General features: G+C 44.7%; 10 protein-coding genes. 4 read left to right on the plus strand and 6 right to left on the minus strand.

Translation table 11 applies throughout. The annotated features are described in order from the left end of the window. The first annotated feature begins 93 nt into the window (after window positions 1–93). Window positions 94–633 (plus strand): dihydrofolate reductase family protein, encoded by a 540-nt coding sequence (locus tag HGP28_RS05515; RefSeq protein WP_168835459.1) that lies wholly within the window; start codon window positions 94–96, stop codon window positions 631–633. 4 nt (window positions 634–637) lie between these two features. On the opposite strand, the gene glmS (HGP28_RS05520) is transcribed toward HGP28_RS05515, so the two are convergent. After that, window positions 638–2,470, minus strand: coding sequence for a glutamine--fructose-6-phosphate transaminase (isomerizing) (gene glmS, locus HGP28_RS05520; RefSeq protein ID WP_168835460.1), 1,833 nt, complete (start codon window positions 2,468–2,470; stop codon window positions 638–640). A gap of 218 nt (window positions 2,471–2,688) precedes the next feature. Between glmS (HGP28_RS05520) and HGP28_RS19340 the strand changes: the two genes are divergently transcribed. Then, complete coding sequence (locus tag HGP28_RS19340; protein ID WP_168835461.1) at window positions 2,689–3,213, plus strand: type II secretion system protein; 525 nt, start codon at window positions 2,689–2,691, stop codon at window positions 3,211–3,213. A 45-nt stretch (window positions 3,214–3,258) separates the two neighbouring features. On the opposite strand, the gene HGP28_RS05530 is transcribed toward HGP28_RS19340, so the two are convergent. From HGP28_RS05530 to HGP28_RS05550, 5 genes are all read right to left on the minus strand, one after another. Further along, on the minus strand, window positions 3,259–3,669 hold the full coding sequence (locus HGP28_RS05530) for a type 2 periplasmic-binding domain-containing protein (protein WP_168835462.1): 411 nt from the start codon (window positions 3,667–3,669) through the stop codon (window positions 3,259–3,261). Window positions 3,670–3,678: 9 nt separating this feature from the next. Next, window positions 3,679–4,779: a hypothetical protein gene (locus tag HGP28_RS05535; RefSeq protein ID WP_168835463.1), complete on the minus strand. Its 1,101-nt coding sequence runs from the start codon at window positions 4,777–4,779 to the stop codon at window positions 3,679–3,681. Window positions 4,780–5,217: 438 nt separating this feature from the next. Beyond that, complete coding sequence (locus tag HGP28_RS05540; protein WP_246225591.1) at window positions 5,218–6,684, minus strand: methyl-accepting chemotaxis protein; 1,467 nt, start codon at window positions 6,682–6,684, stop codon at window positions 5,218–5,220. 1,001 nt (window positions 6,685–7,685) lie between these two features. Then, entirely contained in the window at window positions 7,686–9,518 is a 1,833-nt protein-coding gene (gene glmS, locus HGP28_RS05545) for a glutamine--fructose-6-phosphate transaminase (isomerizing) (protein WP_168835465.1), read from the minus strand. A gap of 119 nt (window positions 9,519–9,637) precedes the next feature. After that, window positions 9,638–10,399 carry a DeoR/GlpR family DNA-binding transcription regulator gene (locus tag HGP28_RS05550; protein ID WP_168835466.1) on the minus strand — a complete coding sequence of 254 codons (762 nt, stop codon included), beginning with the start codon at window positions 10,397–10,399 and terminating at the stop codon, window positions 9,638–9,640. Between the two features lie 430 nt (window positions 10,400–10,829). Between HGP28_RS05550 and pykF the strand changes: the two genes are divergently transcribed. Together pykF and HGP28_RS05560 are read left to right on the plus strand one after the other, a co-directional pair. Then, window positions 10,830–12,242: a pyruvate kinase PykF gene (gene pykF / locus HGP28_RS05555; protein ID WP_168835467.1), complete on the plus strand. Its 1,413-nt coding sequence runs from the start codon at window positions 10,830–10,832 to the stop codon at window positions 12,240–12,242. A gap of 155 nt (window positions 12,243–12,397) precedes the next feature. Next, window positions 12,398–13,078, plus strand: a complete 681-nt coding sequence (locus HGP28_RS05560; RefSeq protein WP_343033813.1) for a GntR family transcriptional regulator — start codon at window positions 12,398–12,400, stop codon at window positions 13,076–13,078. Window positions 13,079–13,092: the final 14 nt, after the last annotated feature.

Consider the following 13,092-nt stretch of genomic DNA (forward strand, 5'->3'; position numbering starts at 1 on the left):
GATGCTTCTCGCTACACTTTTATTCTACACTGTAGAATAAATAATAATGCACCCTTTAGCGCCGTGAAATTCTTTGCCAAAAGCGAGATCTTTATGACGAATATTGTTTTTATCGCCACCAGCCTTGATGGCTATATTGCCGACAAAAATGGCAGCCTCGAATGGCTACACTCGGTCCCGAATCCTGATAACATCGACACCGGATTTTTCGCCTTAATGGAGCGGGTTGATGCTCTCATTATGGGTCGCAACACACTTGAGGTTGTGCTGAGTTTTGGTTGTGATTGGCCGTATTCAAAGCCTGTTTTTGTTCTGAGTAACACATTAACTACAGTGCCTGAGGAGCTTGAAGATAAGGTCTTTTTAGTCAACGGCGCATTGCCTGATGTGCTAGCCGATCTCAATGCCAAGGGGTTCCACCAATTTTATATTGATGGCGGCATTACGATTCAGAACTTTCTCAAACTCGATCTCATTGATGAAATGGTGATCACTCAATTCCCGATTTTACTCGGCGGCGGCGCTTCGTTGTCTGGCGAGCTCGATGCGCCGCTTTATTTTGAGGTGGCTAAGAGTGACGTGGTGCTTGGCAACCTCGTTCAAACGCATTATCAGCGCATACGCTCACTGTAACGCCTCATTCCACTGTAACGCTTTTGGCCAGATTGCGTGGCTGATCGACATCCGTGCCTTTGATCACCGCCACATAGTACGATAGCAGTTGCAGTGGAATCGTATAAACAATCGGAGCAATCAACGCATCACAATGAGGAACATCAAGCACTCGCATGGTAGCGTCACTGGCAAACGCGGCTTGTGAGTCGGCAAAGACATACATCAATCCACCACGGGCGCGCACTTCTTCGACATTCGATTTGAGCTTTTCCAATAATTCGTTGTTTGGCGCAACAACAATCACTGGCATGTGTGCATCAATCAGGGCTAATGGCCCATGCTTCAGTTCGCCTGCGGCGTATGCTTCGGCGTGAATATAAGAGATTTCCTTTAGCTTAAGCGCGCCTTCCATAGCAATTGCCGATTGCTCTCCGCGTCCTAAAAACAGCGCATGATGTCTGTCGGCAAACTCCTCTGCCAAGGTTTCAATGTCCACCGCCATTGAGAGCGTTTGTTCCAGCTTATTTGGCAATTGATGCAGCGCATCCACCATCGCGGCTTCTTGCTCGGTGGTCATTCCGTTATAACGACCAATCAATCCCGTTAGTAACATTAAGCCACAGAGCTGCACCGTAAACGCCTTCGTCGACGCAACGCCAATTTCCGCGCCAGCTCGCATCATATACGCCATATCAGACTCGCGAACCAACGACGAACCGGAAACATTACAGAGCGTTAGTGTGGTTTTATAACCCATCTCCTTAGCAAGCCGTAGTGCGGCTAGAGTATCGGCGGTTTCTCCAGACTGGGAGATAGTAACAAACAGCGAGTTGGGATGAACATAAGACTTGCGATAACGGAACTCAGAAGCGATTTCCACATTACACGACACGCCCGCCCACTGCTCCAGCCAGTATCGCGCAACCAATCCGGCGTGGTAACTGGTGCCGCACGCGATGATCTGTACGTGTTCAATTTGGCTTAAAAATTCCGCCGCTTGCGGCCCAAATGCCGTCACTTCAATGCGCTCTTGGCTGATGCGCCCTTCAAGGGTGCGCTGAATGGCCGCTGGCTGCTCATGAATTTCTTTAAGCATATAGTGCCGATACTCGCCTTTATCGCCAGCATCAAAGCTCATTTCAGCGTCGTGAATCTCGCGCGATACAGCCGCACCCGTTTTATCGTAAATTTGCACCGAAAAGCGCGTAACCTCGGCAATATCCCCTTCCTCTAGAAAGGCGAAACGTCGTGTCACAGGCAGCAATGCAAGCTGATCTGAGGCAACAAAATGCTCACCTAAACCATAGCCAATCACCAAAGGGCTACCCGAGCGCGCAACCACAAGACGTTCGGGCTCGCGTTTGTCTAAAATAACCGTGCCATAAGCCCCTTCCAATTGCGCGACTGTTCGCTGCACCGCTTCCAGTAACGAGTCGGAACTTTCACGCTCAAATGCCACCAAATGCGCTATCACTTCGGTATCGGTTTCGGATGTGAAAAGGTAACCTCGCTCACGCAGCGATTCTCGTAATATCTGATAGTTTTCAATAATACCGTTATGCACCACGTAAATATGACCACTCGATGCATGAGGGTGCGCGTTGGCTTCACTCGGCTCGCCATGGGTCGCCCAGCGAGTATGCGCGATCCCGGTTCCACCTGGCAGCAATTGATTTTTCATCACATCGGCCAGTGCCTGAACTTTTCCCACTTGCCTTAGACGAACCAACTGCTGATCGCCATCAACCACTGCAATACCCGCAGAGTCATAGCCGCGATATTCCAAGCGACGTAATCCTTCTAACAAAATATCGGCGACATCACGCTGCGCCACAGCGCCTACTATTCCGCACATCGAATTTCCCCTAAATCGATTCTTTATTATTTAACCATAGATGACTTTACTCATTTTTTTGAAATTCTCGACGACCTGCGCCAAAGGCACCAGATCACTTAACTCAATGCTTTTACTTAATTAATTAGTGTATATCCAAGTAACATCAAGGTAATGGCGTGCGAAATGCTCGATAATAAAGAGTCGAAATAAACTGAAATGATGCAATAGATCAATCAATGAAAAAAAATGGCTTTACCCTTATCGAAATGGTGGTGGTAATTGTGATTTTGGGCATTCTTGCTTTCACCGCCGCACCACGATTTTTGGCAATGCAGACCGATGCGAAAAACGCCGCGCTTGAAAAGTTAAAAGGGGCCGTGGAGTCAGGCTTGGCTTTAGGCTATCAAAAACTCGCCATTCACGGATTAGAGGATGAAAACTATCTATACAGTAAAGAAGATGAAATCCCTATCGAGGGCTGCGGCGAACGCTGTATTTTTCGCCATGGTTACCCTGAAGCCGATTATTACACCTTGAGTATTTTAGTTGAGGGGATCAATCAGGATCATCAAAATGTGAAAGACTGGGGAGTAATTAGAGAAGATGATGAGAGTTACACTATATATATCACTTCAACCAAGAACCTTAGTTATAATGACCTAGGTGAGCCAAGCCTTATCAATCAAAATTGTTATCTTCAATATACCGATGCAACACTTACTCAAGATCGCTATCAGTTGAAGCTCATTCCCTGCGAATAAAAGACACCCACGATACATTGTCTGCATCGTGGGTGTCTTACGCATTTAGTAACGTAGCAATACTTTAACGTCAGCGGTCACCGCAGACTCATCAACATAACCAATGGCGTTAGGGTTGCCTGCAATCGTTGTTACTACCGCAGCGTCATTTGCAACTTGAATAGGCGCTTGCGCTTTACCGGTAAACACCAGACGTGCCCAGCCAGATTGGATTTGCGCTTCACTGCGACCCGTTGCAACTTGGTGAAACGCAATGCGCCCCGCCGCACCGTCATTTAATTCAACGATTTGTGCATTGGCACCATTGCTCAGTTTGGTTGATTTGCCCATAAAGAGGTTTTGCACCTCATTTTGCGACAAAGCATCAACACCTGAAGGGTGACCCAGCACCACGATTCCCGCCAAGGCATTAAACGACAGTAACGATGCAGCAAGCAAAGTAGACAAAGTTTTCATAGTGGCTCCTTAAAACACAAAATCAACGGACGCTGAGTAGACCATAGTGTCATCCTCAGTAAAGTTCGTCATGAAGCCACCAGTTGCGCCATGGAAGTCGGCGTAAGTGGTATCAAATTTAACCGCAACATTACTGGCGTAATCCCAGCGAAAACCAACAGAATAAGAAGTGCGTTCATATTCTCTTAAGTATTCTGGAAACAATGATCGATCGTTATTGTCTGTTGTTGACACTGTTCCTGCCGAAATATACGGCATAACGCTGCCTACTTGATAACCCAATACCGCAGAAATACTTTCAAAATCGTAGAATGCACCGGTCAATTCCATACACATTGCTTCTGCATTGAACAACCAATCGCCATCATTGTATTGAACCCCAAACGCTGTAAACGTTGCGGTCTGCTCTTTGTTCATTTCAAATAGGTTAACCAAACTCAATGGATTGCTATCAGACATGGCTTCTGTTGTTGCTTCTCCAAAAGAGCCACTGATAACCCAATCATTTCCATACCAAGTGGCAGCCAATGCCATGACATCTTTCAAATTGGTTTGGTGACCAAAAATACCACTGTCACGCTCTTCTACTTGACTTTGTCCCACAAACGGCTGCAACTGTAATGTGGTCCCCGCGATGTCAATAGGAATCAATGCATCAATACCGGTAAAGCTCGAAATAACAATCATGTTTTCATATACTTCCTGATTTGGACGCAACATTGGATAAGCGTAGCCAATATCAAGATAATCAGAATACATGTAAAACGGTGTACGAATCTTACCGCCACGCATAGTAAAGTTATCAAACTCATAACTTAAGTACGCCACTTCAAACGCAGGCTCAAAATCATAACGACCATTAGCAACAACCTGAGTGGTCACACTGGCACGATCATTAATTTGCATATCAAATTGCAAACCAAATAATGTGTCATGCTTATAACCCACTTTCTCATAGTGCCCAGCGTAACCAACATCATTGTCAGCATAACCTACACCAACAGAACCAAATCCCCCAATGCGGATATCATTTAAAGACGCGGCGTTAGCAAACGTCGTTGCACCACAAGCGGCGCTCGCCATTACAGCAGCTAACACTGTTTTTCTCATGTTTAACTCCAAAAATATTGATTGTTATTTTTATGCCGCTCTCTTGTCTTATTAACGATGCGAGCAAACGCCCAACGAGTGTCAAACATCTCATCGAATTCAAAGAACTAGAGAACAATACCGATACCTTGAAGCCACACATTTAAATCAACGCAGCAACGCATCATTTCATCACGTTCACTCGGTCATTTATGCCGATGATATGTCATGCTCTCAAGCAAATGACGCGCACGCGCAACCCCCTCATGTTGATAGCGAAATGGTAGGAGCCCAATCGCAATTCGACGGATAAGGTGGTGATTAAAAATGGGGTCAAGGAGAGTGATGGCAAGTTATCGCCACCATGATAACTGAATCGCGACAATTCAATCCTGAAGCGCTTGGCTACCCACCTTACGCTAATTCAGAATGTCATCGTCGCTATCAGTGAAATTGCGCCTAACTCACTTTAAAGACACTCGTCAGTTGAGTTAAGTTAGACGTAATGTGGTTGATATCTTTCGCTACTTGGTCAAGCTGGCTGACGCTACTTGCCGTACCTTGTGCCATCACCTTGATATCATTGATCGTAGATTCAAGCCTTGAAGAGCTTTGTTCTTGCTGCTCGGTTGCCGAAGCAATTAATTCGTTGCGCTGACTGATTTCAGACACATCTGTGGTAATTCGCAGTAACGATTGTTCAGCCACCAACGACTTTTCAACACAGCCTTGTGCTTTTTCGGCACTTTCACCGATCAGCATTGACGCCTGTTTGGTTTGTTCTTGCAACTGCTGCAATACGCTGTGAATTTCTTGAGTAGAAGATTGAGTGCGCGAAGCCAGTGTACGAACTTCATCGGCCACCACGGCAAATCCACGGCCTTGCTCTCCCGCACGAGCCGCCTCAATTGCGGCGTTCAAAGCAAGTAAGTTGGTTTGCTCAGCAATCGCACTGATGGCATCCAAAATCGAACTGGCACTTTGCGCGCTGGCGTTCAAACGCTGCACCAATTCCGAGGCATTTTGCACATCTTGCGTTAGCTCTTGAACCGCTAAGATGGTGCTCTTCACTTGCTCATCACCCGTCAACGCTTGTTCACGTGCGCTGTTGGCAGAGCTAGATGCATCATTTGCGTTTTGTGCAATATGGCGAGCCGCTTCAAATAGTTGACTTAACGCATGAGAAACATCGTCAATCGCTGCGTATTGGCGAGTAGAAAGTGCACTCGTTTCATGGCTTGATTCCACGAGCGAATTGGAAATGCTGTCTAGTTTTCCCACGTTATCAATGGTATTCGTGACGTTATTTTGCAACTTCTCCACAAAACTATTAAATGAATTGACCAACCCATTTAATTCGTCATTTTTATCGTGCACCAGACGGACGGTGAGGTCACCATCGCCCTCAGCAATGTCTCTCATCTTATCGCTAATTCGTGCTAGATCATTTTTGATCCCACGTACGACAAAACCACCGACACACGCGATCAATGCTAAAGCAATCACACCAAGGGTATTCATTAGACGAGCAGACTGTTTATTTTCACGTTCAAGAGTATCCACTGAGGCTTCAAACTCCGTAACGCGATCTTCCGAAAAACGGTTGATCTGGTCAGTAATTGACTCTAGCAACGTATTATTTTTTACAGCGGTCTGTGAGGCTTGCTGTAAATTAATCGTACCTTCAATCATGCCGCGAGCCATGGCAAACGCTTGATCAAAATAACGTTGCAACTGAGAACGAAGCTGAACAATCTCATTGCTCAAATCTTTATCCAGCTGCTGCTGCAATTCTAAATTATCAACAATTTGTTGATAGGTTGCTCGGTTCATCTCCAGTAGCTCGATATCGCCAAGCGTCACGGCCAAATTAAAACGCTCAGCAAGTTGACTCAGCAAAAAACGATTCAGTGATGCTGAGTTCATTTCCGGATAATACACTTTGTCGATTTTTGTCACTTGCAATGTATTATCAGAAAGGGTCTGACTTGCGACGTAAAGTATGCTGACAAAACCCATTAATGACAGTAAACAGAGTGCAATGATTTTATTTTTAATCGACAGCGAAATCATGTTAAATCCTTGTTAAGCTAACACATAAATTATTTATATTTTTATTATTTAATTTGAATATGCCACAAGGACGTAATTAAATGAAAGACACCAATAAGAACGGAATTTTATCGTAAGGTTAACGCTTTTTTATCGAACTAATCGTTTTGTTTATCTTACTGTTTTAAAAGAAAATTACAGCAAACATCTGTACGCACATTTGTTTCAGTTTTATTTATTTCATAATAAATAATATTAAAATAATGACAATGATCAAATTTCCACTTCAAAATATAAAATCGAGCTAACTTTATATTTTACATACTCTTTTATGAATTATTTGCACTGACATTATATTTATCTTAAAAGTTGAGTTATTTATATCCAACAAATAGCTCACACCACCAACAAACTCATATCAATTCACCAACTATTCATCTGTCATTATTTTTATGTCGCATGTGTTTTTCATATCTATTTGCCTGCCAAATGAATTTAAAATGAAGATGTATCAAAAAGTTACATTCGCAAATCGAATAATGGTTAACAATTTTAGCTGTGAACAAATCCGTGGGTTGCAATAGACAGTCGCATAAAAAAAAGAAAGATTTAAAATAGAAAAAAGTCATATCGAAATAACTTGAAAATGCAGGCAGGTGGCAAATGGTCAAAGACTCTGATCATCGACCAATTATGTAATGATAGCCAGCTAACAACTCTGTCACGTCAAGAGAGGCGAACATATACCCAATGCATCAATCGATGCACTGGGTATATCAAATCATTAAAACAATATTTTCATATTAATGAGGGGAATGACTACAAGCGCAAAATAAAAATTAAGACGCTTAGTAAAAACGTTATCCTACTGCGGTTTATTCCACGGTCACGGCTTTAGCTAAGTTGCGCGGCTGATCGACATCCGTGCCTTTAATTAGGGCAACGTAGTAAGACAATAACTGCATTGGAATGGTGTAATAAATTGCAGCTGTAATATCACTGACGTGCGGCATGGTGATGATTTTCATTGTATCGTCCGCTTCAAAACCCGCTTTTTCATCAGCAAACACGTACAAGAGCCCACCGCGAGCACGCACTTCTTCGATATTCGATTTAAGTTTTTCCAACAGGTCATTGCTTGGTGCTACTACTACGACAGGCATATCTGCATCAATCAACGCCAGTGGTCCATGTTTAAGCTCACCAGCTGCGTAGGCTTCCGCATGAATGTAGGAAATCTCTTTGAGTTTTAATGACGCTTCCATCGCAATAGGATAAAACTCGCCGCGACCTAAAAAGAGCGTATGGTGCTTGTCTGCAAAATCAGTCGCCAGCGCCTCAATCTCTTTCTCAAAGGTTAAGGCATCATGAATGTGGTTTGGCAGCGCATGCAAAGCTTCAACAATTTCTTTTTCACGCTCTCGGCTAATACGATTTTGCTGTTTACCCAATGCTGTGACTAGCATGAGTAAAGCGCATAACTGAGTCGTGAACGCTTTTGTTGAGGCGACACCAATTTCAACGCCTGCGCGTGTCATAAAGGCAAAGTCAGACTCACGCACCAAAGATGAACCAGCAACGTTACAAATGGTCATTGCCGCCATGTAACCTTTTTCTTTGGCTAGGCGAAGAGCTGCGAGCGTGTCTGCCGTTTCACCCGATTGGGATAAGGTGATCAACAAGCTGTTTGGTCGAGTGACAAATTTGCGGTAACGAAACTCAGAAGCGATCTCCACGTCGCAGCTCACACCAGCAATATCCTCAAACCAGTAACGTGCGGTCATGCCTGCATTATAAGAGGTGCCACAAGCGACAATTTGAATGTGCTCAACCTTGCTAAGGATCTCAGGCGCGTTCACACCGATGGATTCGGTGATCACCGCATCGGCGGTTAAACGACCTTCCATCGTGTTAATCAATGCCGTCGGCTGCTCATAAACTTCTTTTTGCATAAAGTGACGGTAAGGGCCTTTGTCACCCGCGTCATGCTCGGCATTCGATTCAATCACATCGCGTGTCACTTGTTCACCAGTAACATCAAACACATTCACTTCGCGACGGGTAATCTCAGCAACATCGCCTTCTTCAAGGTAAATGAAACGACGCGTAACGTTTAACAGAGCCAACTGATCAGAGGCCAAAAAGTTCTCACCCACGCCTAAGCCAATCACAATCGGGCTGCCAGAGCGTGCAACAACCAAACGGCTTGGATCTGTGCGCTCAAGCACCACGGTGCCATACGCACCTTCCAACTGCGCAACAGTTTTCTGCACAGCCTCAAGCAGTGAGCTAGCACTGCGACGTTCCCAAGCCACAAGATGCGCGATAACTTCAGTGTCGGTTTGTGATTCAAAATGATAGCCGCGCGATTGCAACAAGCTTCGAAGCGCTTCGTGGTTTTCAATAATGCCATTGTGCACCACTGCGATGTCACCTGACATGTGAGGATGTGCATTAATTTCAGACGGTTCGCCATGCGTTGCCCAACGCGTGTGGGCAATACCTGTGCCACCCGTAACTTGCGCGGTTTCAACCGCATCAGCGAGCGCTTGAACTTTGCCCAAGCGGCGAATACGCGTAAGGTTTGAGTCACCATCAATGATGGCAACCCCGGCTGAGTCATAACCGCGGTATTCCAAACGGCGTAAACCTTCGACTAAAATTTCTGCTACATCACGCTGCGCAACGGCGCCAACGATTCCACACATGGGGCTCTCCCTTAATTTTTAATTTCGTTGTCGTGACACCCGTCCCCATGCCACCTAGCGTTGTTTGGGGACTTAATCAGCAAGCAAAAACATCAAGTGCACGACAGCCAGATAATAAATTAGGCGCAAATCACTTTGACGCCCTGTTCCTCAATAAGTAATTTTTGCTCGGCAGATAAATCGCTGTCTGTGACTAAGACATCGATGTGTTGCCAAGCAAGTTCAAGATTCGGAATTTTACGGCCGATTTTCTCCGACTCGACCATGACGATAACTTCACGCGAGACATCGGCCATCACGTTACTTAGGCCAACCAATTCGTTAAAGGTGGTTGTGCCGCGCTCGAGATCGATACCGTCTGCACCGATAAAAAGCTGGTCAAAGTCATAGGCTCGCAACACAGATTCTGCGATCTTGCCTTGAAATGAATCTGAGTGAGCGTCCCACGTGCCACCTGTCATTAATAATGTCGGCTCGCTTTCTAATTCATTCAGCGCATTGGCAACATGTAACGAGTTGGTCATCACCACCAATCCACGTTTCTCATTCAACTGCTGAATTAATGCGGCGGTGGTACTGCCACTATCAATCACGATTCGATTGTGATCGCGAATCAATAATGCTGCCGCTTTTGCCAATTCAATCTTTCGAGTCGAAACATTTTTTGCTAATTCGTCTTGCACCACTTCCGTCGGCAAAGCAATGGCACCACCATAACGGCGTAACAGTTGACCATTTTGTTCCAGCGAGGCCAAATCCTTTCTAATTGTCACTTCTGAGGTGGAAAATTGCTGAGCCAGCGCATCGACACTGACTTCGCCAAGCTCATTAACCAGCGCTGAAATTGCGTGTCGTCTTAGTTGAGTATTTCGTTTTGACATTCTGGTGCAGACTCAAAGTTTCGATTCGAAATTTATTCTAACCGATTCAAAAGATGCTGCGCCATTTATTTCGCTGCAAAAAATTAATAATTGCATCAAAACCTTGTTCTAAGACAAATCTTAAACAGTGATATCACGGTAATTCGGTGGTAGAATTTGCCCGCGAAAAGAAAGTAAATTACAAAACCCGCTGTTATTTATTTGCAACTATCCGCATATAAAGTGGCTTAAATCACAGAAGTGCGGCATGTAACCCCATCAAGTTAGTCATTTAGTAACTAAACTTGATGAAAGACTTTCAGATCTAAAGCGGCCGCTCGTTGAGGTTTTACCCCGGGCTAAACTACCCTTTACAACGGGTCACCAGTACGCTTTAGTCTCAAGCAATAGACTTTCAAATTGTAACTATATTGACCGGAGAGTATCTTCCATGAAAAAGACCAAAATCGTATGTACGATTGGCCCGAAAACTGAATCTGTAGAGAAGCTAACTGAGCTTGTAAACGCTGGCATGAACGTTATGCGTCTTAACTTCTCTCACGGTGACTACGCGGAACACGGCACTCGCATCGACAACTTCCGCAAAGTTATGGAAGCAACTGGTAAACAACTTGCAATTCTTCTTGACACTAAAGGTCCTGAAATCCGCACTATCAAACTAGAAAACGGCGACGACGTTGATCTAGTTGCAGGTCAAGAATTCACGTTCACAACTGACACTACTGTTGTTGGTAACAAAGACATCGTAGCGGTAACTTACCCAGGTTTTGCTAAAGATCTTGCTGCTGGTAACACTATCTTGGTTGACGACGGTCTTATCGAGATGGAAGTCGTTGCGACTACTGAGACTGAAGTTAAATGTAAAGTACTGAACAACGGTGCTCTAGGTGAGAACAAAGGTGTTAACCTACCTGGTGTTTCAGTTAACCTACCTGCTCTATCTGAAAAAGATAAAAACGACCTTAAATTTGGTTGTGAGCAAGGCGTTGATTTCGTTGCTGCTTCTTTCATCCGTAAAGCGGCTGACGTAAAAGAAATCCGTGAAGTGCTTGCAGCTCATGGCGGCGCAGACATTCAAATCATCTCTAAAATTGAAAACCAAGAAGGTGTGGATAACTTCGATGAGATCCTAGAGCTTTCTGACGGTATCATGGTTGCTCGTGGTGACCTAGGCGTTGAGATCCCAGCAGAAGAAGTTATCTTTGCTCAGAAAATGATGATCGAGAAATGTAACCGCGCACGTAAAGTGGTTATCACTGCAACTCAAATGCTTGATTCAATGATCAAAAACCCACGTCCAACTCGCGCAGAAGCGGGCGACGTAGCGAACGCGATCATGGACGGTACTGACGCAGTTATGCTTTCTGGCGAAACAGCAAAAGGTAAATACCCTGTTGAAGCGGTTACCATCATGGCTCAAATCGCTAACCGTACTGATGGCGCTCTAAAAGCTGAATTGGGTTCTCGCCTAGACAGCCCACGTCTACGTATCACTGAAGCGGTATGTAAAGGCGCGGTAGACACAGCAGAGAAACTAGCAGCTCCACTTATCGTTGTTGCAACTGAAGGCGGCAAGTCTGCTCGTTCAGTACGTAAGTACTTCCCAACTGCAAACATTCTTGCACTGACTACCAACAAGAAAACTGCAGCGCAGTTGGTTCTAACCAAAGGTGTTCGCCCTGTTCTTGTTGACTCTATCGACAGCACTGATGCGTTCTACATCAACGGTAAGCAAATTGCGCTTGAGTCTGGTCTAGGCAAGAAAGGTGACATCGTTGTTATGGTTTCAGGCGCACTTGTTGCTTCTGGCACTACCAACACTGCGTCAGTTCACGTTCTATAAGATACAGTAACAAATTTAACATTTTTATAAAAGAGAGCGCTGGCTCTCTTTTTTTTATGAAATCAATTGCGTTACATCACGAACACTCGTACTATTATTGCACTTCGTTGCACACTTTGCGGCGAAGCTAGGAAGAATATGTTAATGGATGTAATGTGAGGTTTTCTGTGTCAAGCCCAACTCTTGCCAATAAAGTCGCCCAAATGATTCGAAATGATATTTTGATGGGTGAACTGAAGCCAAATCAAAAATTGGTCGTTGCTGATCTGAAAGAGAAATACAACGTTGGTGCCTCTCCAATTCGCGAAGCTCTTGTCGAACTCTCTTGGATTAAATATGTCAAACTCGCACCTCAAAAAGGGTGCTGGGTTGCGCCATTGTGCTTAATTGAATTGCATGAACTGTACGAAAGTTTGCGCGTGGTCTCTGGCGTGTTATTACGTAAAGCCATCGAAACGGGCGATGAGAGCTGGGAGCTTGCCGTATTGACCTCATTCCACAAATTATCGCGCATTAAACAAGATGCTTACAGTATCGATTGGATTGATTGGGAAGAGAAACACCACTCATTTCATTCCGCATTGTTAGAAGGTTCAGGCTCTAAACTGATGTTTGAGTTTTTCAATGATGTGTTATGCCAAGTAAAACGCTATCGTCATTTCGCCGCTCAATCGTTGTCACGCGATGCCGCTCAATTATGCGAACTCGAAGAGCACGAACAAATTATGAAACTGGTGTTGGCGAAAAAGCCAGATGAAGCTATCGCATTACTGGATAAACATCTTGAAACGTCGTTAATGCAAATTACATCAAGCGTACAAGCTCACGCAGCTTAAGCGTCAAAAACGCC

Origin of the sequence: Vibrio agarilyticus, assembly GCF_012641465.1 — a bacterium.
In the GTDB taxonomy this organism is placed as follows: Bacteria; Pseudomonadota; Gammaproteobacteria; order Enterobacterales; family Vibrionaceae; genus Vibrio; species Vibrio agarilyticus.

Coding starts and splice junctions, on each gene's coding strand:
- HGP28_RS05515 (WP_168835459.1), top strand. CDS start 94: ATGACGAATATTGTTTTTATCGCCACCAGCCTTGATGGCTATATTGCC.
- glmS (WP_168835460.1), bottom strand. CDS start 2,470: ATGTGCGGAATAGTAGGCGCTGTGGCGCAGCGTGATGTCGCCGATATT.
- HGP28_RS19340 (WP_168835461.1), top strand. CDS start 2,689: ATGAAAAAAAATGGCTTTACCCTTATCGAAATGGTGGTGGTAATTGTG.
- HGP28_RS05530 (WP_168835462.1), bottom strand. CDS start 3,669: ATGAAAACTTTGTCTACTTTGCTTGCTGCATCGTTACTGTCGTTTAAT.
- HGP28_RS05535 (WP_168835463.1), bottom strand. CDS start 4,779: ATGAGAAAAACAGTGTTAGCTGCTGTAATGGCGAGCGCCGCTTGTGGT.
- HGP28_RS05540 (WP_246225591.1), bottom strand. CDS start 6,684: ATGAACTCAGCATCACTGAATCGTTTTTTGCTGAGTCAACTTGCTGAG.
- glmS (WP_168835465.1), bottom strand. CDS start 9,518: ATGTGTGGAATCGTTGGCGCCGTTGCGCAGCGTGATGTAGCAGAAATT.
- HGP28_RS05550 (WP_168835466.1), bottom strand. CDS start 10,399: ATGTCAAAACGAAATACTCAACTAAGACGACACGCAATTTCAGCGCTG.
- pykF (WP_168835467.1), top strand. CDS start 10,830: ATGAAAAAGACCAAAATCGTATGTACGATTGGCCCGAAAACTGAATCT.